The 24,701-nt window shown below is 44.5% G+C and carries 21 protein-coding genes and 1 pseudogene; 9 read left to right on the top strand and 13 right to left on the bottom strand.

What is annotated here, in order from left to right:
• The first annotated feature begins 287 nt into the window (after window positions 1-287).
• Window positions 288-1,217, top strand: coding sequence for an alpha/beta fold hydrolase (locus tag ACT7WV_RS13980; RefSeq protein ID WP_445103473.1), 930 nt, complete (start codon window positions 288-290; stop codon window positions 1,215-1,217).
• An 81-nt stretch (window positions 1,218-1,298) separates the two neighbouring features.
• Here ACT7WV_RS13980 and ACT7WV_RS13975 read toward each other — a convergent pair whose 3' ends face one another.
• The gene (locus ACT7WV_RS13975; RefSeq protein WP_445103472.1) at window positions 1,299-1,820 is read right to left on the bottom strand and encodes a DUF4330 domain-containing protein; all 522 of its coding nucleotides are present in this window, start codon (window positions 1,818-1,820) and stop codon (window positions 1,299-1,301) included.
• 437 nt (window positions 1,821-2,257) lie between these two features.
• Here ACT7WV_RS13975 and ACT7WV_RS13970 point away from each other — a divergent pair, with 437 nt between their 5' ends.
• Window positions 2,258-3,109: a M48 family metallopeptidase gene (locus ACT7WV_RS13970; protein ID WP_445103471.1), complete on the top strand. Its 852-nt coding sequence runs from the start codon at window positions 2,258-2,260 to the stop codon at window positions 3,107-3,109.
• Here ACT7WV_RS13970 and ACT7WV_RS13965 read toward each other — a convergent pair.
• Window positions 3,104-3,853 carry a metallophosphoesterase family protein gene (locus ACT7WV_RS13965; protein WP_445103470.1) on the bottom strand — a complete coding sequence of 250 codons (750 nt, stop codon included), beginning with the start codon at window positions 3,851-3,853 and terminating at the stop codon, window positions 3,104-3,106. The genes ACT7WV_RS13970 and ACT7WV_RS13965 overlap by 6 nt on opposite strands.
• A 383-nt stretch (window positions 3,854-4,236) precedes the next feature.
• Between ACT7WV_RS13965 and ACT7WV_RS13960 the strand changes: the two genes are divergently transcribed.
• Both ACT7WV_RS13960 and ACT7WV_RS13955 read left to right on the top strand, forming a co-directional pair.
• Window positions 4,237-4,839 (top strand): MiaE family protein, encoded by a 603-nt coding sequence (locus ACT7WV_RS13960; RefSeq protein ID WP_445105651.1) that lies wholly within the window; start codon window positions 4,237-4,239, stop codon window positions 4,837-4,839.
• Window positions 4,832-5,017 carry a hypothetical protein gene (locus tag ACT7WV_RS13955; protein ID WP_445103469.1) on the top strand — a complete coding sequence of 62 codons (186 nt, stop codon included), beginning with the start codon at window positions 4,832-4,834 and terminating at the stop codon, window positions 5,015-5,017. The genes ACT7WV_RS13960 and ACT7WV_RS13955 overlap by 8 nt, the downstream gene beginning before the upstream one ends.
• An 88-nt stretch (window positions 5,018-5,105) precedes the next feature.
• On the opposite strand, the gene ACT7WV_RS13950 is transcribed toward ACT7WV_RS13955, so the two are convergent.
• Both ACT7WV_RS13950 and ACT7WV_RS13945 read right to left on the bottom strand, forming a co-directional pair.
• Window positions 5,106-5,513, bottom strand: a complete 408-nt coding sequence (locus tag ACT7WV_RS13950) for a hypothetical protein (RefSeq protein WP_445103468.1) — start codon at window positions 5,511-5,513, stop codon at window positions 5,106-5,108.
• A gap of 416 nt (window positions 5,514-5,929) precedes the next feature.
• Window positions 5,930-7,069: a pentapeptide repeat-containing protein gene (locus tag ACT7WV_RS13945; protein ID WP_445103467.1), complete on the bottom strand. Its 1,140-nt coding sequence runs from the start codon at window positions 7,067-7,069 to the stop codon at window positions 5,930-5,932.
• Between the two features lie 291 nt (window positions 7,070-7,360).
• On the opposite strand from ACT7WV_RS13945, the gene ACT7WV_RS13940 reads away from it, so the two are divergent.
• Window positions 7,361-7,843, top strand: coding sequence for a GNAT family N-acetyltransferase (locus ACT7WV_RS13940; RefSeq protein WP_445103466.1), 483 nt, complete (start codon window positions 7,361-7,363; stop codon window positions 7,841-7,843).
• Window positions 7,843-8,853 carry a DUF6282 family protein gene (locus ACT7WV_RS13935; RefSeq protein WP_445103465.1) on the top strand — a complete coding sequence of 337 codons (1,011 nt, stop codon included), beginning with the start codon at window positions 7,843-7,845 and terminating at the stop codon, window positions 8,851-8,853. Before ACT7WV_RS13940 ends, ACT7WV_RS13935 begins: the two co-directional genes overlap by 1 nt.
• On the opposite strand, the gene ACT7WV_RS13930 is transcribed toward ACT7WV_RS13935, so the two are convergent.
• From ACT7WV_RS13930 to ACT7WV_RS13915, 4 genes are all read right to left on the bottom strand, one after another.
• Window positions 8,843-10,012 carry a D-alanine--D-alanine ligase family protein gene (locus tag ACT7WV_RS13930; RefSeq protein WP_445103464.1) on the bottom strand — a complete coding sequence of 390 codons (1,170 nt, stop codon included), beginning with the start codon at window positions 10,010-10,012 and terminating at the stop codon, window positions 8,843-8,845. The two genes, ACT7WV_RS13935 and ACT7WV_RS13930, sit on opposite strands and share 11 nt — an antisense overlap.
• Window positions 10,013-10,112: 100 nt before the next feature.
• Window positions 10,113-10,856, bottom strand: coding sequence for a DUF1995 family protein (locus tag ACT7WV_RS13925; RefSeq protein WP_445103463.1), 744 nt, complete (start codon window positions 10,854-10,856; stop codon window positions 10,113-10,115).
• An 88-nt stretch (window positions 10,857-10,944) separates the two neighbouring features.
• Window positions 10,945-12,108 (bottom strand): cysteine desulfurase family protein, encoded by a 1,164-nt coding sequence (locus ACT7WV_RS13920; protein WP_445103462.1) that lies wholly within the window; start codon window positions 12,106-12,108, stop codon window positions 10,945-10,947.
• Window positions 12,109-12,205: 97 nt separating this feature from the next.
• The gene (locus ACT7WV_RS13915) at window positions 12,206-12,586 is read right to left on the bottom strand and encodes a DUF7682 family zinc-binding protein (RefSeq protein ID WP_445103461.1); all 381 of its coding nucleotides are present in this window, start codon (window positions 12,584-12,586) and stop codon (window positions 12,206-12,208) included.
• 240 nt (window positions 12,587-12,826) lie between these two features.
• On the opposite strand from ACT7WV_RS13915, the gene ACT7WV_RS13910 reads away from it, so the two are divergent.
• Window positions 12,827-14,407, top strand: coding sequence for a DUF655 domain-containing protein (locus tag ACT7WV_RS13910; RefSeq protein WP_445105650.1), 1,581 nt, complete (start codon window positions 12,827-12,829; stop codon window positions 14,405-14,407).
• Here the strand turns inward: ACT7WV_RS13910 and ACT7WV_RS13905 are convergent, their stop codons facing one another.
• The 3 genes from ACT7WV_RS13905 to ACT7WV_RS13895 form a co-directional block, all read right to left on the bottom strand.
• Window positions 14,408-16,774, bottom strand: a complete 2,367-nt coding sequence (locus ACT7WV_RS13905) for a choice-of-anchor Y domain-containing protein (protein WP_445103460.1) — start codon at window positions 16,772-16,774, stop codon at window positions 14,408-14,410. It lies immediately after the preceding gene.
• A 111-nt stretch (window positions 16,775-16,885) separates the two neighbouring features.
• Window positions 16,886-17,434 carry a Uma2 family endonuclease gene (locus tag ACT7WV_RS13900; RefSeq protein WP_445103459.1) on the bottom strand — a complete coding sequence of 183 codons (549 nt, stop codon included), beginning with the start codon at window positions 17,432-17,434 and terminating at the stop codon, window positions 16,886-16,888.
• Between the two features lie 224 nt (window positions 17,435-17,658).
• Window positions 17,659-20,292, bottom strand: coding sequence for a pentapeptide repeat-containing protein (locus ACT7WV_RS13895; RefSeq protein ID WP_445103458.1), 2,634 nt, complete (start codon window positions 20,290-20,292; stop codon window positions 17,659-17,661).
• A 109-nt stretch (window positions 20,293-20,401) separates the two neighbouring features.
• Between ACT7WV_RS13895 and ACT7WV_RS13890 the strand changes: the two genes are divergently transcribed.
• Window positions 20,402-21,619, top strand: a complete 1,218-nt coding sequence (locus ACT7WV_RS13890; protein ID WP_445102131.1) for an RNA-guided endonuclease InsQ/TnpB family protein — start codon at window positions 20,402-20,404, stop codon at window positions 21,617-21,619.
• A gap of 69 nt (window positions 21,620-21,688) precedes the next feature.
• On the opposite strand, the pseudogene ACT7WV_RS13885 reads toward ACT7WV_RS13890, so the two are convergent.
• Together ACT7WV_RS13885 and ACT7WV_RS13880 are read right to left on the bottom strand one after the other, a co-directional pair.
• Window positions 21,689-23,383 (bottom strand): annotated as a pseudogene (locus ACT7WV_RS13885) (NACHT domain-containing protein); the annotation flags it as partial.
• Between the two features lie 171 nt (window positions 23,384-23,554).
• Complete coding sequence (locus ACT7WV_RS13880; protein ID WP_445103456.1) at window positions 23,555-23,917, bottom strand: hypothetical protein; 363 nt, start codon at window positions 23,915-23,917, stop codon at window positions 23,555-23,557.
• Between the two features lie 418 nt (window positions 23,918-24,335).
• On the opposite strand from ACT7WV_RS13880, the gene ACT7WV_RS13875 reads away from it, so the two are divergent.
• Window positions 24,336-24,701: a hypothetical protein gene (locus ACT7WV_RS13875; RefSeq protein WP_445103455.1), complete on the top strand. Its 366-nt coding sequence runs from the start codon at window positions 24,336-24,338 to the stop codon at window positions 24,699-24,701.

Below are 24,701 nucleotides of genomic sequence, written 5' to 3'. Positions count from 1 at the left end.
AGGTTTTTGCTCCAAGATTCTCCCCTAACGGATGTTTTTCTTCAAGCACTTTTGCTTCTTCCCGGCTTGGCGCGTTCTCGGCTAAGGACTTTCTAACCTGTGATAGATAATTCTTGCCCAGCTTTATATGCTAATAGAAGGCAGGCTTGGTATCAGAGTGTTGAAAGAGCTATAGCTAGAAGATCAGACTAGTAAAAGCCATAGCTCAAATCAAGACAATCAATAAAGTTAGCTTCAAAGCCACAATCAATAATCAGTTTTTACAGCAATAGCGGTGAGGTTTAGACATGATTGAGCCAAATGGCTTTAAACAACACTCTCTAGTGACTGCACTAGGAAGAATGGTATATTACACAGCCGATGAGAAACCTTGGCGCTCAACAGATACCGAGTCTCCAGAGTTGCCAACATTGGTTTTCTTGCATGGCTTTGGTGGTGGTTCCTCTGCCTATGAATGGTCAAAGGTTTATCCGGCATTTGCCAGTGAGTATCGAATTCTCGCACCTGACCTAATTGGCTGGGGTCGTTCGGAGCATCCCGAACGGAATTACAACGTAGATGACTATATCAACACCATTATTGAGTTCCTTGAGAAAACTTGCACAGAACCAATCCCAGTTGTCGCCTCTTCTCTAACGGCAGCATTGACCATCAGAGTGGCAATTGCCCGACCAGATTTATTCAAGTCACTGATTCTGACGACACCATCAGGGTTATCGGATTTTGGGGAAGACTACACCCGCAGCTTTTTTGCTCAATTGGTCAGTACCCCTGTTCTTGACCGCATTCTCTATAGCACTGGCATCGCTACGGGTGCAGGAATTCGCAGTTTTTTGGAGAATCGGCAATTCGCTCGTCCCAGTCGGGTTTACCAAGAAATCGTGGATGCCTATTTAGCCTCAGCGCAACAACCAAATGCCGAATATGCAGCGCTTTCTTTCGTGCGCGGCGATTTGTGCTTTGATTTATCACTTTACGTTTCTCAGCTAACTACCCCAACAGCGATTATTTGGGGTCAAAAGTCACAGTTTACTGGCCCAGAAGTGGGCAAGCGTCTTGCTGCACTCAATCCTCAGGCGATTAGAATATTTCAACCCCTTGAGGATGTGGGTCTCACCCCTCAATTAGAACTGCCTGCGGTCACGATTGGCTTAATTAGGCAATACTTGAATTTACTCTGCTTGGAGACTGAAGAGAAGGAACAGGTTGCAGGTTAAAGGTTAGTAAGTTGCAGGTTATCTTCTGTCCTTGATTAGGGCGTAATAAAAAGTAACAGAAAATAACCTTCCAACTGCAATTTACTGAATCCTGACATCAATTACACTGGCGTTGAAGTTGTAATCCTGACCTTCTAACTCTACCGGTGTCCCTATTTTAATTTTGCTATTACCTAAAACTGGGCCGTCTTTGGTGATTTGTGCCTTACCGCCCAAGGTCATTAGCAAATCAGCGCTGAAAGAGTTACCTCTGGGGTCTGGTAGCTCTTTAACTGAGCCGTCTGGCTGTGGTACAGCCAAGGTTCGCTCTAGTTGGGTAACAGACCTAATGTCAACCTGACCATAGGGTTGATTGCGAATAATGATATTAGTTTTCTTGGTCTGGTTGAATTCGTTAATCAACTCTTCCGGACGACGAACACTCAGACCCCTGACAACTACATCCACTTCTATTGGTTTGGTGCTAGTCACTTGGGCCACTGAGCCAGTGGTGCCAGGAAAGAGAAAGATGCCCACAATCACCAATAACATCACCAAGACAGCACCTAGATCGAGAATGCTCACCTTGCCAAACAGACGTCCTTTAGAATCTACAATAGCCATGAAACTTTTTTTGATGTTGTTGTTAAAAGAACTCTCTCTAGCACCATGCACTGAAATACCAGAGAATGTCTATTAATACCATTCTGTGTTAAGTTACCACGACTGATGCAAAGGATCAGCATAAATTAAGCAGATATCTACAATAAAAAAATTTTCATCCTCTGGATTTTGGTCGCATAAAACTAAGGTCGTACTTCTGGGTAGTAAATGAAAAGTTAGGGAGTTGACTAATGTCTTTGCTGTCAGAACCTCTAAGTATTAGAGGAACAATGATCAAAGGCTGTGCGTCGTTAGCAAATAAAAGTAATTTAGGCTGTACAGTTTAGTTTTTTATAGCTAATAAAAAACCTAATAGCCAAACAATTACTCTTACAGGGTTTACCTCTTCCCTGATGCTTCTAAACTTCCTAAAAATAGCTGTCTAGTTCGTATCATTCATGTTGAATTTGTTCTCCTTTCACTCACGTCGTTACTGGCGTCGTCGGCTATATCCTTTGTTGTCTGTGCTGCTAGCACTTGGTCTAGTAGTGGGAACCCCTCAAGTAACACAAGCGCGTTCTTGGTTTGATCTCATTCTTCAGGGCGTTCAGATCTTCCAGCTATCTAATGTATCTGATCGTCAGGAAGTTCAACTGGGCAAGCAGATTAACCAACAGTTGGTCGGTCAGGAAATCCAGCTCTATCGCGATCGCGAAATTAATCGCTATATTAATGAAATTGGTCAGCGTTTAGCAAAAAATAGCAGCCGTCCCGATATTCCTTACACCTTTCAGGTAGTTGATGGTAAAAACATTAATGCTTTTGCTACTGTAGGTGGCTTTGTTTACGTCTATACTGGCTTAATTGCGGCGGCAGATAACGAAGCTCAGCTAGCAAGTGTGATGGCTCATGAAACTGCTCATATTGCGGCGCGTCATGCCCTTGGTCAGATGCGGCAGATGGCGATCGCAAGGGGTGTGGCCTCAGCAGCGGGCTTAGATCGCAATACAGCAGTGGGACTCGGCGTAGAATTAGCTCTGAGACGTCCTAATAGCCGTCAAGATGAGCGCGAGGCTGACCAACTAGGAATTGAGACTTTACAAAAAGCTGGCTATGCCCCAATGGCAGCCGTAGAATTCATGAAGAAACTCATGAAAACAGGAGGAGCCCTTCCAGCGTTTTTAAGCACTCATCCGGCAACACCTGAGAGAATTGAGGCTCTAGAGCAGGCAATTCCCCAAGATAGAGCTTATGCAGGCGATGGTTTAAATAATCAAGCCTATAGAAATAAAATTAGGGCTGTTCTATAAGTGAAGCATCGAGCGACGCTGCCCCAACACAGAAAGATTAATCGGTGCAATGGCCTCCTTGAGTGGTAATTGGCGCACTTGATTACGAAATACGTTAACTTGATACACTAAGCCATTGGTAACGTCTAAGGCAGTCATCCAGCCACTTTTAGGGTGATAAGCACCAGTTTCAATATCTAGCCAACCCTGACCCTGAGCAATTTTACCGGGGGGTATTCCAGGCAGAGTGAAAGTAATCGTGTGACCTGTAATGATTAGCTTATCGGGGAAATACGGTTCACGCATGCCGTGAAATTCATCCCGAATCCAACAAAATTGTTCAGGAGTCTGCTTTTCAATGGGCATTCGCGGATGAACACCAGCATGCACCAACCAAATATCACCCAAATCGATGTAGGTTGGCAGTGTTCGCATCCATTCAATATGCTCTTTTAAGACGCCACCCTTGCCATAACTCTGGAGGGTAGTTCTACCACCCCCGTGTAGCCAAGCTTGTAGTGCTGGTTCGTAGACCTCATCATCATCATAGAGCTCTAAGAGCATCTGCTCGTGGTTGCCCAGTAGACAGAAGTAGGGGCTTTGCTTAACAAAGCTGACCACCTTAGCGCTCTGAGGACCTCGGTCAATCAAATCTCCGAGAAAATATACCTTGTCTTCGGCACTCGGAGCAACAGCATCTAACAAGCGGAGCAGACTATCGTAGTGACCATGGACGTCACCAATAACAATACAACGGTGGGTCATTTTTGCCTATCCAAATTCAGTGGCACCAAATAATAGGTACTAGCTTTGACAAATGTCGTCAGGAATACTGAGGCAAGCTCTTTTGAGTATGCCCTGATTCTCCTGAACAAATGCTCCATTTCAGAAATTATCTATACTTTAAAAACAGCAACCAAGACATAAATTAATCAACAGGGGGTAAATTTAGATAATGCCACCCTTATTCTTGGTAAAAAGTACAGTCTTTCTTAATAAAGCCTTCCTACACTGGGAGAGTAACCTCTCTCTGGGGGAGGGAAATCTGGCTTCCTTGGCAGTTACTTAATTAAAAGCATTAAAGTAATAGCATCCCTTACCGCAGCCAGATATTTTCGGTGTTCAACAGCGAACTTACCTCACCAAACATCTTATTTTCTTCTACACTGCCGGTCGTCCACACCCTGAAGCAGCGCACCAGCTGGGCTTGGGTGGAGCAAGCGATTAACCACCTAGATACTATTCTACTCGACCACTCCCATTGTGAAAGGAAAGCGGCCGGAGTTGCCCTGAATTTGATGTTTCGCTACCCGTCTCATGGCAAACTAGTGCGCCAGTTGACGGCAATTGCTCGTGAGGAATTGGAACACTTTGAGCAGGTTAATCAGTTCCTCGAAAAGCGTGGCATTCCTCTAGATTTCCTCTCTTCACCTCCCTACGGCGCGGGTTTAAAAGCTCAGATTCGCAGGCTAGAACCGGATCGGCTATTGGATTCTTTGCTGATTTCTGGTCTAATTGAGGCCCGCTCTCATGAGCGATTGGGGTTACTAGCAACTCATTGCCCTGAGCCTGAGTTAGCTGAGTTCTATGGTAGCTTGATGGCATCTGAGGCGCGACACTATGGAATTTATTGGCTGCTAGCGGATACTTATTTTGAGCGGGATGTTTTTACTCGGCGGTTAGAAGATTTAGCGATTGTGGAGAGTGAGTTGTTAGCAACCCTGCATCCTGAACCGAGGATCCATGGTTGATTGGGAACAAGGGAGACAGGGGGAACAAGGGGGAAAGGTGTTGCTGATTTCAGGTATGAATCTAGCCAGTGAGCAAGATGCTAACACTATTCGACCTCTCATACCAAGGCAGTGTGAGCGTCTCGCTCACGACGGCATCACGGTGCAAATCATACATCGATTGAGCAATACCGGGTGAAATTTTGATCAAAGGAAAATTCTTTTCTATTTCTTTGTCTCTGATAAAGATGTTTCCTTTGCTCTGTTCCCCGTTCTCTAAAATTTAATTACAAACCAAAATAAAGCCTGATGGCGGGTAAGATATCTTTGCAGGTTTCTACTAATTTGGTGGCACTAGGTAAACCGTCGGCAATTACTTTCAAGAACCCCATTGCTCTTTTTGCCTGTTTTTGTGCTGTTTCCTGATTGGGGTTTTGTCCTGCTTCTGCGAGAACTTTTACCTGTGCTAATGCTTCTGCTTTGTCGTCTTCGGATAAATTTGGGTCGTTAATTGCTGTTTGTAGTTGGGAGAGTAGTTGTTTAATTCCCGGTTCACCTGGTTTGTCAGAATCAGGTAGTTGGTTGATTGTCTCTGCTACCGTGCCGCTAATTGTGCTACTGTCTCCTAAAATGTTACCGATAACATTTCCATCTCTATTTTCAATTTTGCGGCTTTGGTCTGTGCTTTCATTCATGGCTTTATTCTCGGCTTTAAGTTGGTTTGTAAAGTGAAATGTAGAATTTTTACTAAGAGCCGCGATCGCAATTTCTTTAATGCCTTGGCTATGACGAACTTCGGCTTCTCTTAGTTCGGCTTGTTTTTGGGCTTCTAGTCTGGCTTGATAAACTTCTAAAAATTGATGTTCTACTTTACCTTTATCTGTATCTTCTGGTACTTCTAGGGTGAGTAAAACATCATTGCCTTTTTTCTCAATCCCTTGAATGGAATCGGGGTTAATTGCTGGGTTTTCTGCGATGATTTTCTGAAAAGCGGCTTGAAAGGCTTCTTGATTAATGCCATCCCGTAGCAGAATTTGCTGGGCTCCAGAGAGATTGGCACCCTTACAGGATTATTGGTGACCATTGCCAGTGACTAATAACTCTCTGACAATTACCTAAGAGAGGATAGTGTTGTGTTACCTACTCTGGCTAAGTTAAGCTTTTTAGCTTGCTGAAAGTTAGCGTGGGTAAGGGTAGCTCTGCTGAAGTCTGTATTTTTGAGGGTGGCAGAGGAGAAGTCAGCATCAGTTAAGTCAGTGTTATAAAAGCTGGTTCCATCTGTCGCAGCAAAGGCAATGGTAAATGTCCGAATCCAGGCATCTCGCTCGTCTCCTTTCAAGGCACGCCAGCTAATATAAGCGCTGAGCAAGGCGAAAGCGACAGGGACAGCTCCAGCGACAGTAATAGCGAAAGCTCCAGCAGAAACGAACTCTCCAACGAAAGCGACAGCGAAAACTCCAGCGACAGCGATAGCTCCAGTGGAAGCGACAGCGAAAGCAACAGCGACGGCTCCAGTGGAAGCGAAAGCGAAAACGAAAGCGACAGCGACAGCAAAAGCTCCAGCAGCAGCGACAGCTCCAGTGGAAGCGAAAGCGAAAACGAAAGCGAAAGCAACAGCGGAGGCTCCAGCGACAGCAAAAGCTCCAGCGACAGCAAAAGCTCCAGCGACAGCAAAAGCTCTAGCGACAGCGACAGCAAAAATAACAGCGAAAGCGGAAGCGACAGCGAAAGGGACAGCGAAAAAGACAGCAAATTCAAAAGTAACAGCGACAGCAAAAGCTCCAGCGATAGCTCCAGCGATAGCGACAGCTCCAGTGGCAGCAACAGCAAAAGCGATAGCGACAACGACAGCAACAGCGATAGCGATAAAACCTTTGCGGATAGCGAGGATAAAGACTATTCCCACCACTATCAAAGCCAGCCAGCTGCCAATCATGGCTTCAATGCGTTGGCTAGACAAGATAACTTCTACCAAATAACCAGCTAATCCTAAAAATATCCCTGATAGTCCTGCTAGTATCCAAGAGGTAATAACTAAACCCACCGCCCAACGACGCGTTAGCCCCGCCTCAGCACCCTGGAAATTCACCCCTCTCAAATAAGCATTAGTAAAATTTGCCCCTCGGATATCAGCTTTACTAAAGTCTGCACCTGCCAGATTTTTACCTTGGAAGGATTGTCCTCTAAGATTTTCCCCACTGAAATCTCTTCTCCCGTCTGCGTATCGCCTCAGAACCTCATGAGCCTTCATTGGTAGTTTGCCAGGGTTAGGGTGTTAAATCAAAAGATTTAAGAGTGTAGAGAATGTTTCCTCCAATCTAGAGTTAATTACAGGGTAATGGTATCCTTTTCCGTAAAAAAGTGGGCAGTGAGCAGCTCCCCGACTTCTCCAAGAAGTCAGAGATCTCTTTGAAGTAAGCTGTCAAGCCTTTAAATTGGATATAAGTAGCGACCAAGATGGTCGCACTACAAGGATTTCGTAATTGTGGGCAATAGATAATCAAGTTTCCATGACTAACGGCTTAGTATCATGCAAAAATCAATGAGAACTTGCTACCAAGACTTTCTCATTCGTCCTTGGACACCGGAAGATAGAGAGACTGCGGCAACAATTATACAGAATGTTTTAACAGAATATGGTGTACCTTGGCTGCCAGGGGAAACAGACAAAGATGTGATTGAGGTAGAAGCTGCTTATTTAGATCAAGGGGGAGAGTTTTGGGTGATTGAACAGCAGGGTAAATTAGTAGGAACTGCTGCTTATTATCCCAGCAAGCGAGGAAAGAAAGCAGTGGAAATTCGCAAGATGTATTTACTGCCAATTGCTAGGGGAAAAGGTTTAGGGAAGTATTTATTGCAGCAGTTAGAACAGACAATTACTCAGCGAGGTTTTCAAGAAGTTTGGATTGAAACTGCTAGCGTGCTTAAACAAGCAGTCCAACTCTACGAAAGTAGTGGCTATCAAGCAGCAACGGGAGTAGAGGCAGCAAGATGCGATCGCATATATGTCAAGGTTCTTTGCTGATGAGTTTTTCCAAGATTTGTATACGGAAGTTAGTTCTCTTGGTGTCGGTATTTTGTCTGACTTTCTTCCCTTATACCAACCCTTTATTAGCGCTCAGTAACTATAGTAATTCTCGTGAAATTATTCAACCACCAGCCAAGAATTTAATTGAAGGTGCCATTGAATTTCATGTGCATTCTGCTCCCGATGTAACTAGCCGTAGCTTAGATGATTTTGAGTTAGCTGAAAGGGCAAATCAAGCTGGTATGAGGGCTATTGTTCTCAAAAATCATGTCACTAATACAGCAGATCGAGCGGTCTTAGTACACAAAATTGTCCCTGATATTGAAGTTTTTGGCGGAGTTGTTCTCAATCGGGCTGTAGGTGGCATTAACCTCCAAGCAGTAGAAGCAATGTATGGTTTGGGCAAGGGTTATGGCAAAGTCGTGTGGTTGCCAACTATTGATGCTGATTACCATCTCAAGGTTTTCCATAAACCAGGAACTGGAATTAAAGTTGCCCCAGCCGGGAAAATTTTGCCTGAGATGGATGCAGTTCTCCAGTTCATTGCGCAAAAAAATCTGATATTAGAAACAGGTCATATTTCTCCTGAAGAAGTAATACTGGTTATTCAGCGAGCCAAGGAATTAGGAGTAAAAAAGATTGTCGTTACCCATGCTATGGCTGATGTTCCAGGTTTGTCTCTAGAAAGTATGCAAGAATGTGCCGCACTAGGAGCATTCCTCGAACTAGTATTTGTCAACAATTTGATGGGTAAAGATTCAGTTATTGCAGCACATCGTAATTGGCATCGGGTTTCTATTAAGCAAATGGTAGAGGCAATTAGGGCAATCGGTGCAGAGCATTTTATTCTCAGCACCGATCTTGGTCGCCAGTTTGATCCTTTACCTGCGGATGGTTATCAATTGTTTGTTGAAGAACTGATTAAGCAGGGTATATCTCAGCAGGAAATTGACTTAATGAGCAAAGATAATCCTGCTCAATTATTAGGACTTGACTCTATTCAGTAAGTAACTCCACGATGTGATTAATAATGCCAAAATGATGCGTCAGCAGGTAATCGAGTCGGTCAGCTAATAGACTTAATATCAAGTCTTGGTAACTCATGTCCTGTTCTTCTAAACCTAGAGCTACTAAGCTGGTAATATTTCCTGTAGGTTGCTTGAGATCCGGCTTAGGATTAGCCTCTAAAACATTGAGCACACCATCAGCATCAGCTCTAATATCAATCCTAACTAGGGTGTTTAAACTGAAATCCCAATAGATTCTTTGACCTAGCTCAATTAACGCCTGTTTCAGTTCTGGTTCATCATTACCAATTAAGCGTCCTCGATTGGCTGTAATTGCCTTCTTATCCATGGATGTAAAGATACGTTCTTCAGCATCCAAAACTCGCTCAATAGTAGAAAAAGCAAAGGGTTTGGTGTTTCTGGAAAAACTGCCCTGGCTATAAGTAACATAACCGCAAACGGACACACAAAATTCTCGTCCCGGTAGATATGCTTCAATCAAAGCAGTGTTATGAGTAAGGTGCTGCACCGCAGCTACTGCTTGGGACAGTTGATCGACAGAATCAACAAAATGGATATTTAAAGAAGCACGGCCAGAGATTGGTTTAACAATAAAAGGGCCGGAATAGTCACCGAAAACGGTAGCAAAGCGGCTGTGGAGACTCGGCTGAAACGTCCCTTGGGAAGGGTGCCAAGTCAAAAAGGGAGCTGTCTGAATGCCTAAAGCTTGCAGTTCCCGCTTAAAAGCATTTTTGTTATCTAAGGTAGAGCTATTAAGGGGATTATGGCCGACATAGGGCATACCCAACATTTCTAAGAGTGCTGGCGTATGAGAAACGGGATTGTATCCTTGGACTCCGCCAGTATTGAGCCATGCCAAATGTATGCCCTCTTTTTTGAGGTTGTCCGGCAGTGTCATATCATCTGGCATGACTAAAACGTGCTGAAATCCTATCCCCCGTAGGGCTTGGGCGATATCATGGGCCACTTGCTCATACGTCTTAGTCGAGCGCGGATTATGGGTTTTGTAAATCACTGCTCCTGGCTGATTATTATCGCCACCGTGAATAACTGCAATGCGCAATTTGCCACAGAGGCGCTCTAGATATTGAGGGAGCAGACTGAATTGGTAATCTAATGCCTGGGGTTGAGCAATCATGATTTTTCTTGTTTTGCTTCGACGGTAGATTGGCTAGATTTAGCTAAATATAAATCTGCCAAAATTACAGTCAAAGCTAACAAGTGAGATCTAAGGGAAGTTAACGATTCAGAGCACTTAAGAAACTTTGGAGATTTTTGAACAACCCAGGTTTTTTCGGCTGAGGTGTTGGATTGCCAGAATCGCTGCTAGTGCCGACTGCTTGGAAAATAATTTTGTCCAGAGCCTCTCCCACAGGTTTTTGGGGTTCTTCAGCAATCAATTGATATTCGTCCTCTGTTTCCAGCCAGACTTGCCAGAGTCCCGGATAAGAGCGCAAGATGGCTACTCCTTCTAAGGGACGGAGGTAGTAGCAAGATTCAAGGGTACTCAAGAAGCGTTGCCGCAGTTGTCGTGCTGCGTAGCCAATACCAACAACAGAGACATCTTCCAGTTGAGGGTTAAGTAAAACGCAGGGGCGACTACCTGCCAAATTGCACAATTTTTCTACTTGAGCGACTTCCACCGCTGAAGGGGAAACCACCAAAAAAGCCTGATCTTCTGGCTGAATTCTTCTTTCTATTGGTGATCTACTAGTACCCACATCGCTTAGTTTAAAAAATGTCTCTCCCCAGTCTCGGCGAGCCAGAGCCGCAGCACCAGTGTCAGGAAAGAAGACTCTCAACCCGGATCCATAATCTTCAAAAATTGGTAGGAATTGCTGTGCGATTGACTGAGCTTGCAGAGCAATTTCTGGGAAAGTCAACTCAACCTGCACCCTGGTATAACCGTCATTGAGGGCAGTTTGAGTGGCTTGTTTGGCTTGAGCGATCGCTTCTTCGAGGCTTTTAGGCAGTTGGCTCATTAATCTTAGTGGTTTCTCAATCGAAGGCTTCAATTTTTCCCAAGAGGTAAGGCCAGTAGTTTCTCTGCCGTCCCTGTGGATCATTAAATCAGACTCTGGATAATTCAGGTTCTGGCATCAGCCTTTTGAGAATTTGCTTGAGTACCATCGCTGTCCAGTCTATGTCCGCAACTGTGGTATCTTTTCCCAAGGTCAAGCGGATGCCACCCAAGGCGGCTGAATCAGTGTAGCCCATAGCTAACAAGATGGGACTAGGACTGAGTTTACCACTATGACAAGCCGAACCAGCACTAATACCAATTCCAGCGAGGTTGAGCTGACGCACTAGAGTTTTGCCAGTGACTCGTCCACCCCCATTACTTATACAAAAACTAACGTGATGAGGCAAGCGGTGCCGTCGAGAGCCTGTAGGTTTTAAATGGGGGGTGTCAGCTAACTGCTCAAAAAGGCGATCGCGCAATCCAATTAACCGGGGTGTTTCTGTTGTCAGTTCTGCTTCTGCCAGTTCTGCTGCTACTCCAAAGCCAGCGATCGCTGGTACAGCCTGTGTTCCAGAACGCAGGCGTAATTCTTGCCCTCCACCTGATATTAAGGGCTCTAACTCAACACCACTGCGGACATACAGCGCCCCCGCTCCCTGAGGACCATAAATCTTATGACTGGAGATAGAAAGCAAATCCACTGGCAGTTGCTGGACGTTGATCGGTAGGCGTCCAGCCACTTGAACCGCGTCAGTATGGAACAAGACTCCGTGGTTACGAGCAATTTGACCGAGGGCTTCAACTGGTTGCAGCGTGCCCACTTCACTTTGACCGTAAATCACCGATACGAGAACCGTATTTGGTTGTAATGCTGCCTCTAAATCCTCAGGATTGACCCGTCCCAGGCTATCTACTGGTAGCCTAGTTACTGTCCAGCCCTTCTTTTCTAGTAAGCTTACTGGTTGAGCGACAGCTGAATGCTCAACACTGGAGATCACTAGGTGCTGGGGTTTTCTGTAAGTTTGAACCACACCCATAACTGCCAAATTATCTGCCTCGGTGCCGCCAGAGGTGAAAATAATTGACTCGGCTGGGGCCTTAATTAGGCTGGCTACCTGCATCCTCGCCTGTTCCACTAGCGTTGCTGAACGTTGACCCCACTCATGCAAGCTGGAAGGATTACCCCAATTTTGGGTGAGAACTTCTTGCATCTTTGTTATTACCTCTGACCGGGGCGGCGTTGTAGCGCTATAATCCAAGTAAATTTGCATAGTTTTTTAGGCAACAGGCTATCTTTACTTTCAGGATATAGTTTCTCTACCACCCAAGAGCAAAGGTAATTACTGGCAATTATCCGATGAGCAGTAACTAACTGCCTGGTTTATCAACGTTATATTGCTCATGAGACAAAACAGCCTGGGGTACTAATAGGCTACCCTGGTCACGGCAAATCATTCGGTAGTTGCGGGTGACGGGAATGCTAATAATCCAGCGATTGTGGCGAAGGCGCTTGCCATTGAATTCTCTGTAATTCTTCTGACTTTCTAAGCCAGCTATAATTAAACGGGCTTTGACTACCACATGCTCCGGCAAGTTTTTTAAGTCAATGGGGTCTTTCTCAAAAGTAGATTCCCACTCTTGCTTTTGCTGCCTTTTTTGGTCCCTTTCTTGGTGTCTTTGGGCGCACCTATGGCAAATTTTTCCATACCCTTTATGACCGCACGGAAACGTCTTTTTTCTTCTCGACATAGAACAGTGGTGCGGTTTCAAACCCGCAATCTAGCGATGTTGCCGCTTTGTGAGCTATTCCCTGATCAAGGCGGTTGATAAGCTGTCAGCTTGATCCGCCCTTAACTTATGTTAGTTCAAGGGTTGCTCGTCTTTTGAAAGGAGTTCAGGAGTTCAGAATACCCTTGATTATTAATTGAGCAAAAATCTTCAGTGCATTTACCTTTTCTAAATCTATGGCGTTGGTGTGGTGCCTTACTAATGGTACTTACACTGGGAGCTTGTCAAAAGGTCGAGTCTCAGGCTTCTCGTCCGGATCCCTTACCTCAAGACACTTTTGTGCAAGTTTATTTTAATCATGCTGAATCGGCGGACTACACAGAACCTTACCGCAAGATTACTCGACCAGGAGATGACTTAGAACAACTGATTGTTGAGGCAATTGCTTCTGCTGAGTCAACGGTTGATGTAGCAGTTCAGGAGTTACGTTTACCTAACATTGCTCAAGCACTGGTAGAGCGTCACCAAGCTGGTATCAAGGTAAGAGTAATCTTAGAAAATACCTACAACCGTCCTTGGAGTGACTTTAGCGCTACCGAGGTAGCCAAATTCTCCCCCAGAGAGCAACAACATTACAACGAAGCCCTGAAACTTATAGACGATAACGGGGATGGTAAACTAAGTCCCGATGAAATTAACCAAAGGGATGCTCTAGTCATCTTGCGTAAGGCGGGAGTACCGCTAATTGATGACACCGCTGATGGAACTAAAGGTAGTGGTCTGATGCACCATAAGTTTCTCGTGGTCGATGGGCGTTTGGCTATAGTCACTTCTGCCAACTTCACCACCAGTGGCATTCACGGCGACATGGGAGTATCAGAAAGTCGTGGCAATGCCAACAATTTGCTAAAAATTGAGAGTCCGGAATTGGCCGATTTGTTGACCCAGGAATTTAATTGGATGTGGGGTGATGGCCCTGGGGGACAGCCAGATAGTAAGTTTGGCATTAACAAGCCATCGCGGCCAGTGCAGCAAGTAATCCTGGGAAATAGCACAATTGCAGTACATTTTTCCCCGAATTCTACAACAGAGCCTTGGAATCAGACTAGTAATGGTTTGATTCGTACAACTCTCTCTCAGGCAACAAAAAGCGTTAACTTAGCCTTGTTTGTTTTCGCAGAACAGCGCCTCGTCAATACGTTGGAGGCATCTCATCAACAAGGCATTTCTGTAAAAGCCTTGATTGACTCAGGATTTGCCTATCGTTACTACAGTGATGGACTGGATATGATGGGGACGGCTTTGAGTAATAAGTGTCAGTATGATGCCGATAATCGTCCTTGGCAGAGTCCCCTGACTACGGTTGGTGTGCCACAGCTACCCAAGGGTGATGTCTTACATCATAAATTTGCGATCGCAGATGGAGAGAAAGTAATTACTGGTTCTCACAATTGGTCAAAGACAGCAAACATTAACAACGACGAAACCTTGTTAGTGATTGATAACCCAACAGTCGCAGCCCATTTTGAGCAGGAGTTTGCACGTCTTTACAGCAATGCTGTCTTAGGAGTACCAGCGACTCTCCAGCAAAAGATTCAGACAGAGATGCAAAAATGTCCCCGGCTTGAGGTAAAGAAGACTGACGTATCGGGGCAATTGGTTAACCTTAACACTGCTAGTCAGGCAGAATTAGAGGCACTGCCAGGAATTGGCCAGAAGCTTGCAGCGCGGATTATTACTCAACGGCAACAAAAACCCTTTACTTCCCTCAAAGAGTTAGATGCAGTGCCGGGAGTTGGGCCAAGTTTGTTAGAAAATTTAGAGGGGCGAGTTACTTGGTAATCAAGCAAATTGAACTTGCACCACTAAATCATTAAAATCGCCATCACCCCCGTCGAAAGAGTCCTCGAAAGCGAAGATGTTGTCCCCCAACAGGCGAACATGGTCAATTCCATCAGGATTTGCCTCACTATAGGCAAAGTAGGCAAGAGAATCAGAGTCTGGCTGATTAGTGGGATTCTCTGCTAGAAATTGCTCTGCGGTACTATTAGCAATCAGGAAGGGAGCCAAGAGGAAGCCTATTGGTAAGCCTGCGGTTAAATCTACCTGATTAGCGATCGCAGTTTCGGCATAACCAGGGTCATTAGGCTTGAGACCATCAATGCTACCACTAAGGTCATCAACTGCATAAAAACCCAAGGAATTATTAAAAGTCGCCTCGCTGTTCACCACCAACTCGGCTGAAACCTGACTCAAGTTCCTCAAATCAATGAGTTCCCGTTGTCCTTGGAAAGTTGTTCCTATTGAAGGTTGCTGAGTTATTCCGTCTTGAACTGTGAATACTAAGTCATTAAAATCTTGGTCACCTCCATTTTTCAAGTCTTCCCAAGCTAGGTTAAAAATATCGTTGCCTAAGTCGGAAACCTGCACATGGTTAAATTCATCAGTATTACCTTTCGGCGGGGAAAAGAACACATTGGCAGAGGTTTGTCCAGCCGCCAAGTCAGCCAGTACTGTATCTGTTGTGCTATTTTCTACTAAGTAAAAACCCAAGCTTTTACTAACATCAAAGCCGCTGATTAATCGCGTTGGGTTAGTAACACCAAAACCGTCTGGTAAAGCGGAAAAAATCACCTGTCCTTGACTTAGAGCAGCTTGCAGGTAATTCTCTTCACCAGGAGTAATGCCGTTAACTGTGCCAAACTGATCATCGACGAGATAAACACCTACTTCGTTAACCTGGCTGGCGTTACGTTGGGCGAGGGTAAATAGAATTGCGGTTGAACCATCACTGGGTACATTTTGAGTTTGGATAGCAAAGATATTATTTTGATTGGCAATTAGACTCAATGAAACCGGGGGTGGTGCTGTGGGCGGTGCTGTAGGTGGTGCTGTAGGCGGTTCTATTGGTGGTGCTGTAGGCGGTAGTGGGTTGACTGTTACTTCCAGAGGAGCAGATACTGAGGCTGTGTCGTTATTAGCAATCTCTGTTGCAGTGGCGGTAACGTTCAGGGTAAAGTTAGTAACTTCACCGAGACTTGGTGTAATAGAAAGACCATTGAGTTCTTCTGGTGTTAACTGCCAGATACCTTGAGCAATCTCATTGCCTGCACTGAGAATAGCACCAGCAGGTAAATCAGCAATCTGGAGTAAGAGGTTTTCTGAGCCATCAGTATCAACTAATGCAGCAGCGATGTCTAAGGGGATGGCAGCATTTTGCTCACCGGAAGCGGGAGTGAGAGTTAGGGTTGGTGCATCAGCTATGGCATTGACTGCGATCGCAACTGTTGCTAGATTGCTGGAGTCAGCAGTACCGTCATTAACGCGATAAGTGAAGCTATCTGTACCACTGAAATTAGCATTAGGCGTGTAAGTGAAATTGCCATCGGTGTTAAAAACTAGGGTGCCATTAGTTGGGTTAGTTTCTACCACAGCAGTTAGTGTGTCGCCATCAGCATCTGTGTCGTTAGCGAGAACACTAGTAGGCAGATTAAGAGCAATATCTTCATCGATAGTGTAATCATCAAGGACGGCTACTGGGAAGGCATTTACAGAGATTGCTCCTAGAGTAAAGGTAGCGTTTCCTTGATCTGAGTTGTCTCCAAAAAATAGAAAGTTTGGTGATATATAGGGATTAAAGGGTAGGGGAGGCTGACTGGTAGCGGGGTTAAAGTTGTAGTTAACTAATGGTTGGTTGCTGAGGAGTTCATTACCATTAGCAGAAAGTGTGTAAAAGTCACCCAATAATGTCAGTTTATAGTTAACAGGAACTGAGGAAATATCAGTAGTAGCAGCTACTCCTTCAGTAAAGTTAGCCTGCTGAGCAAAGATTCGATCATTATTACCTGCACCCTCTTCTTTAAAACCTAATTCAATTCCTGGGCCATCGCTACTAATGGCAGTAATATTAAAACCAGCCCGATTAGGATTACTGGTTTCGGCACTAACTACAAGATTGAAAGAGAGGCTAAAACCAGTAGCAAGGTCAAGTGTTGGAAAATTGGGGTTGAGGAGAGCAAAGGGCGGTGATAATGCAGATAAGGGATTGTAATTAGTGTAGCCCACGTACCCTTGATTACCAGCGCCTAGGTTGGTATTAACTGTTGATGTTCCAGCACCAGTTGCTTGGGGAACTAAAGGAAATTGTCCGTAAGCAAGCTGGCTAGAGGAAACGTTTGCGCTAACGCCATCATAGAGGGTAGTTACCACAGGGAATTTCTAAGGCTCCAGATTTTTTGTCAATTGAAATCTCCCCAGAGAAATGACAAAGAATAATTTTGTCATTAAATCAGGCTTCTGATTTGCACCCTACCTATTGAGTTATAGCAATAATTGATTGACTGGGATACTGAAACCAGGTAAAACTTGTTGAGTGCTAACCACTTCACCAGCAATAAATATTTTTCTAGATTCTTCAGTTACGACAATAATCCAAAAGTTTTCAGGATAAACTAGCCAGACTTCTTGACCACCAGAGAGTAAATATTCTTGAGCTTTAGTGATAATATCTTCGGCTAAATCTGTCGGAGAAACAATCTCGGCACTTAGAGGAAAACTTTGGGGAAGCACTTTCTCCTCACCGTACTGGGCAACTAATTCTGGCGTAAGATAAGCAACATCAGGAGAGCGCCCTTGTTTATTAGTGCGACAAGGGACATTGGTGTAAACTTCTCCTCCTTGTCCGCTGGAGTTTTTATAGCTTCTCCAGTAAAAGTATAAGTTGCCCTGAATCCTACTATGTTTTAACGTCATGCCAGTTTTCTCTACTAATTCCCCATCTCTCCACTCAGTATTTTCGGGAGGATTTTGCAGCCAATCTTCTAGGGAAGACATGTTCCAAGCAGTGGAGATAACTTGAGTAGCTACCATTGCAATTAAATCCTTTCTAACTTTGATTTAACCTTAGCGCGATAAGCCCGATGAGATGCTTTGCGATCGCACTCTTGCAGTTTCTATGCAGTGATTGCTCAACTCATTGTTTGGGGCGATTGCTTTGAGCATGGCTTTATGATGTGTTCCCATTGTTCATCAGGTAGACGGATTGGCACTCCATTGTGAGAAAATGCAATTTCAGTCATTTTCTCGTCCCTCCTTTATTCTCCTTCTTCCACTGCACCTAATGCTTTGAGCGTGGCTTTCTCTGCTTCGGTTAAACCTTTGATGCCTGTGATATTCAGGCTCTCATAGGGTCTGTCTCTCAGAGTTTTTAGACAGTCGCCTGTCTGGACATCCCAAAATTTAATTGTGCCATCATAGCTACCGCTAGCAAGAGTTTTACCATCGGGACTGATTGCTACTGACCATACTGGATGTGTAAATCCTTGGAAAGTTTTCAAACATTCTCCAGTCTGAATGTTCCAAAGCTTGAGCATTAGGTCACTACTGCTACTCGCCAGGGTCAGCCCATCAGCGCTTAGAGCCGTTGAATGTATTCTGCCAGTATGACCCTGTAAGATTTTCAAACATTTTCCAACACTGATATCCCACAGTTTTATGGTTTGGTCATCATCGCTACTTATTAAAATATTTCCATCTGAACTAAAAATTACTGAATTTATACTACTCGTAGCCGCCTGAAGCGTTTTAAGACATTCCCCAGTCTCAATATCCCACAGTCTGATAGTTTTATCACGACTTGCACTAGCCAGGAGTTTTCTGTCAGGAGCAATAGCAACCGACCAAACTTTATCAGCATGACCATAGAAGGTGTTTAGACATTTGCCCGTATCAATATTCCAGAGTTTTACGGTTAAGTCATCACTACTGCTCGCTAACAGTCTATCATCAAGACTAATAGTGACTGAATACACTTTGCTGCTATGTCCCTGTAAGGTTCTTAAACATTCTCCAGTGCGAAGACTCCATAATTTGACAGTTTGGTCAGCACTTCCACTAGCGAGGATTTTGCCATCTGAACTAATAGCAACTGACCCAACTAAACCACTGTGTCCACGCATACTTACTAAGCAGTTCTCGGCGTGAATATCCCAAACCTTTATGATTTGTTCATCACCTCCACTTGCTAAAACAGCACCATCTGAACTCATCGCAACTGAATAAACTTGGTTAATCTGCCCCCGCAAAATTTTTTGATATTCATCAGTGCTCACATCCCAGAACTTTACAGTTTGATCATTGCAAGTAATAGCCAATGTGCTGCCTTCTGGATTAAATGCTAATGAATTTACGCAGCTAGCTCGATCTTGAAATGTTTTCAAGCATTCTCCTGTCAAAATATCCCAAAGCTTGATTATTGCATTGGTGCTACCACTAGCTAGCGTTTTGCCGTCTAGAGTGATTGCGACTGAACTAACTCGACTGGTATGCCCCAATAAGGTATGTAAGCATCTCCCACTATGAATATCCCAAAGCTTTACCGTTTGGTCATCACTGCCACTAGCTAGGATATTGCCGTCTGGAGTAATTGCAACTGAATTGACTCGACTGGTATGTCCAAATAAAGTGTGTAAGCATCTGCCGCTATGAATGTCCCAAAGCCTTACTGTTTGGTCATCGCTGCTAGCTAACGTTGTTCCCTCTAGATTGATAGCAATAGAATATACTCGATCCACAGGGACATCTAAGGTCTTGAGACATTTTCCAGTAAGAGTACTCCAAAGTTTAACCGTTCCATCATCGCTACTACTTACTAGGACGTTACCGTCATTGCTGAAAGCAACTGATCTAACCCAATCTAGATGTCCTTTACAGAGCGAAATTTCTTGCCCACTCGCAGCTTCCCACAAGCGAATATCTCCATTCGATTCACCTGTTGCAAATAGCTTTCCATCCGAACTATATACCCCTGAAAGAGCAGTACCTAAAACTCTAGCGAAAATAGAATCAGCCAAATTCGCCCCAGCAAAGTTAACACCACGCAAACTAACACCAGAAAAATCAGCACCCTTAATCACAGCATCCGATAAATCCGTACCTTCTAACCCAGCCTTATCAACCTTCACCAGAAGCGTTGCCGTATTTCCTCCGAGATAACCAACCTCCTCCTCAGTTCTCCCTCGCGTCCCTTCCAAAATTTCTAATAGCGGTGAGTGAAGAGTTAACTCAACCATCGGCACAATCAAATCCCAAACCGCCTTCGTCAAAGGTGACTCTCCCACCGTTCCCCGTAAACACGCTAACGACTCATGACAAAACGACCTCAAAGGCGCAAATTCCCCATTCTCAACCCGACGCTGAAAATATTCAGACCAGCTATAATCTCGCGCCTCTAAACGGCCATCCACACCCGACTGCATCTGGGCCAATTCCGTAAAATCAGCAGCCAACACCCCCAACTCAGCGGCAAACTTATAAGCAACAAAAAACTCTAACAATGACCGATGGGCGGGAGTATAATCCCCATCAGCATTACGAACCAACATCGACTGACCCATCATGTCATAATGCCAGTGGTCTAAATCCTTCTCATCCTGCACCACTGAACCAAATAACCGGCGAATTCTCTCAGGAAATAGTCGATAATTGAGACTCATTTGCTCAGTAGATAACATCTCCCAAGCCAACTCACACAAGAAATAAAGCTTATCTGCCAAAGAAGTGAACGTGCGTTCCTCCTTAATATCCCTCTCCATCTTGCGCCGCACTGCATAGAGATAAACCCGCGCAAGATCAACAGGTTTACCCGCCTCAATTTCCGGTAAAGCTTCCAAAATTAACTCACTCATCACCGGACGACGGGCCAAGTCCAGTAATTGAGGATTACCCATTACCTAATTCGGCAAGAAAGCTCCCGCTATAATCTCTGATTTAGCGGTGAGATGAATTGCCAGTGAAAAGCACTTGTGCTAGTATTTTATCGTGGTTGTTAAGTGATAAATGCTAGTCTACGAAGCCAAGTTAAAGGGAAATATAAACCAGTACGAGAGGCTAAACGAAGCCATTCGCACTGGTTTGTTTATCCGTAATTCTTGTCTTCGTTTTTGGGAAGATGGCAACGCCAAGAGTCGGAACGACTTATACAAATACGTCACGCGATTAGCCAGAAATACAGACTTCCCTTGGACTAAAAACCTTAACTCACAAGCTCGTCAAGCTATGGCAGAGCGTACTTGGGCAGCTATTTCTAGGTTCTTCGATAACTGCAAAAAGCAGATACCAGGCAAGAAAGGCTACCCAAAATACAAGAAAAATAGACCCGCCCACGGCTCAGTAGAATACAAAGTCACGGGCTGGAAGCTGTCTGAAAATCGAGACAGAATAACCTTCACTGACGGCTTCAATGCTGGCGAGTTCAAACTCTACGGCAGTCGAAACTTAAACTACTACCAACTTGAGCAAATCAAGCGAGTCAGGGTAGTACGTAGAGCTGACGGTTTTTATGTCCAGTTTTGTATCGACTATGACCGGACTGAGGAGAGACAGCCAACAGGTAAAACTGTAGGACTTGATGTTGGCATCTGTGCTTTCTACACAGACTCTGATGGTAACAAGATTGATAGTCCCAAGTACCTGAGAAAGTCTGAAAAAGCCCTAAAGCGCCTACAGAAGCGAGTCTCTCGAAAGTTCAAGAAAGGTCAGGCTCAGTCAAGTAGCTACAAGAAAGCCAAGCAAAAGCTTGCAAGAAAGCACCTCAAAGTAAGTAGGCAACGTAAAGACTTTGCAGTTAAGACTGCATTGTGCGTAATCCGGTCTAACGACTTGGTAGCCTATGAAGACTTAAAAGTGCGAAATATGGTGAACAACCACAAACTAGCTAAGTCTATTTCTGATGCTAGTTGGACGATGTTTAGGACTTGGGTGGAATACTTTGGGAAGGTATTTGGCACGGTAACCGTGTCCGTACCTCCCCACTACACTAGTCAAAACTGCTCTAATTGCGGCGCAACCGTCAAGAAATCGCTTAGTACTAGAACTCACAAATGCGGTTGTGGAACTGTATTAGATCGTGATGAAAACGCGGCGAAAAACATTCTCAAATTAGGACTACGTACCGCAGGGCATGCGGGAACATTCCAGGAATACTGGACCAACGCTTCCGGACAGATGAGCCTCTTTTGTCTTGATGAAAATCAAGATACTAAGTTCGCTGGTTGAAGGAAGAATCCCCCGCTATAACCCTTCGCTTTGCTCGAGGGCAAGCCTTTGATTTAGCGGCGGGAGTGTCAACTTATCTACTGTGGCAGTATCTGCCCGGAAGGAAAACACCTGCCGAATTTGTTCATCGTTAAATTTCTCTAATTCCAGTACCTCAAACTGAGGAGTTTCCCCCGTTAAATTGGCAGTAGAAGCCGATAACTCCGCATTCAACAAAGCACGTCCTTCCTTGGCCTCCGGAAAATGCTCCGCGCGACAGGTGAGAATAGCCTTGGCACCTGGCACCACCACCTTAGCCAACTCCCAAAAATTGTTAATCATCTCCTGTCTGTCAACCCGCGCCGCCATTTCATCAAAACCATCAAAAATTAGCAGCAGCTTACCCATGCGGTTGAGTTGTTCAAAGGCAGAATACCCCGGTAGGGGAATCTCATGCTTGCGGAAAAAGAACTCGGAAAAGAGGGACTCCACACTTACCGCCTTAGCGTAGTCCCGCAACGGAATAACTAAAGGTAAGCGGGGACGTTCTACCCCCCGTTGTTTTGCCTGAAGATAACGCTGCATGGCAGTCCAGGCATAGTGAAAGGCAAACCAAGTCTTGCCCGTACCAAACTCCCCTAGAATTGAGAGGTGTTCCTTGGCTGGGTCATCTAACCAGAGGTCAACATAGCCATCAATCCAGCCATCCCGCTGATCGTAGCGACTGACTCCGATTTTTTGTTGAGTAACTGGATCAATTTCTTCTTTCGTACAAGCCAGAGGCACGTAAATCCGATCAACACTGCGCCGCTTAACTTCTGCCTCTAACCAGTTGAGATAACCATTAAAATCAGCTACCTCATCGAGCAATTCATCAAAAGTATAACCAAATAATTCCCGATTTTCCCTTGTTTCCACTGCATCACGGACAGCGCGACTAATGCGGCGGGCTGTGATTAACCAACCTTCATCCGTTTTTTGCTGATCCACCGACTGACGCAAAGCGGCTAAATCCTTGATTCCCGCCTCACTGTCAATCCCCCTTACCAGGATGCGATCGTATCCTCGGCGTGCTGGAATATTAATAATCCACTCAAAATGACTATCTTCCCAGATTTCATAGGGCTCGAAGCGATAACCCAAGGTTTCAAACCAGCCTCGCAGTTGCTGCGCTAGGGCAAATGCTCGACATTCCTGATCTATTGAGGTTTCCGCCGCCGCCAACGCTGGATAATCTAGTGTCGCCAGTCGCGCCAACTCTGTGCGCATCCCTTCTAATGTCGGCAGTCTTTCTAGCCTTTCCTGAATATCCCCTAACCTTTGTTGTAAATTCTCGATTTTATGGTCACGCCTTACCTCAGCAGGGGTACGGGTACGTTTGGCAATTTCAAGAAATACGGCAGCGAAAGCGGCAAACTCCCGTTGGTAATTAATCCTCTGCTGTTTTATGGCGTCTCCCAAGGCGTAATCTTGCAAGAAGCGATCGCCTTTTTGCAACAGAATCGAAGGTTTATTTTGCTCAAAAGCTTGGCGAAACGCCTGCTGAATCTCTTCTTGTCGAAACAGTTCTAAGATTTGCTGAGGCTTACCAACGCCATACTCGACCAAGGCATACTGATAAACGGCGGTAAAATCATCAGGTGGATGCTCTGGATCGAGATGAAATTTCTTAAGTAACTTAATTACCAACTCATGGCGTTCCAGCTTATTCTTGACCAGCGGAACTATCGGGCTTGCAATACTGGTAATCGCACTAATTAGGGGTTCGAGATTAAGAGGTGTCACAGGGAAGTTCTTTGTACTTAAGGGCAAAGGCGACCTTGTTCTTAACCCCTATCTTAAACCGAAAAATCTTAAGCAGACCTTCCCTAACTAGGCGACACCTCTAGCTAAGCCATTAGAAAAACGTCAGTCAGAGAACCCTAGATTAGCTTCTCTGAACTGATGCGAACCTGGTTAAAAAATACCAACCAGAATGGTAGTAGTCATTAACAAGAAAATAGATATCAAAATCAGACCAGTTAGGTTCAACCAATGTTTGACTTCCCTTGGATCTGAATCTAGATCTTCTTGAGAAAATTGCATCTGACGAATTGCATCGGAAATTGCTTTGGCATCACGAACGTGGTGTAGTGCCTTAGTTTCTCCGTCAGGGTATCTTACAACAAAGTAAGTAGGAACTTTGATGTGTTCCCCGGTAAAGTCATGTACGTCTACAGCCACCTGCTTAGCTTTTTCCTCAATAGTTTGAGGTGTTTCGGCAATTCTGTCCCCTGGATTTGCCGTTAGGTTTCTCCCCATTGCTGCGTAGCCGATCATAGGAACCTCCAGCCAGTATTACAGAGTTTGTCTTGAATTGGTTTTAATTTTATGTTGTTTATTTTAAATAAATAACCCGCTAAATATCAGGATTTCACAAGATTTTTAAGGAAAATTATTAATACTTTATAGTTGAGTTATTTCGAGTGCTAAATTAAGCTAACTTGCCTGATTACCATCTCTGTTATATTTTATTTTGAAAAATTGCCAAGCTAGAAAATAAATTGTACTAAATTTCAAGAATCTATCTCTTATGACAGATGGCAGTAGCCAAACTTATGTGGCTAATGTTAATTAGCCATTTTAGTGTTACTTAATGCTTTCTTTCTGAGTAATATTATTGACAGCAACTTAGTATTATTTGTGATAAATTCTCGTTAAAGAAAAATGTAAACATATCTTTGAAAAAAGAACTTAAATGATCATCTTTACCAGGATTGTCGGCTTTGTGGTGCTGCTAATAGGACTTTACTTTTTGAAAGAAAAAGTTGACTTTTTTGATTGTTGGCAGAGACACACTTCAATAATTCAGACTGTTTTCGTGGTTTTGGCCGGATTTATCGGTCTGCTTTTAAGCCAGAAGATCAAGTATTTCGGGTTGATTGTGGTGACCTTTATCTGTGTTGTGGCGCTTGCTAGTGGCTGCGTACGCCCGCGACCAATTATGTTGTGGAATTTTTTCCTAGGAGTCGCTGGCATAGGTATTGGTCTGAAAATGTTAATTACTGGTAGCTTCGTTCATTTACGAAAAATCCCTTCCAGGGGAAAACATGATCTGGAGTAG

It is taken from the genome of Symploca atlantica LB2515, assembly GCF_052546295.1.
This window is presented reverse-complemented; position numbering and strand designations above follow the sequence as displayed.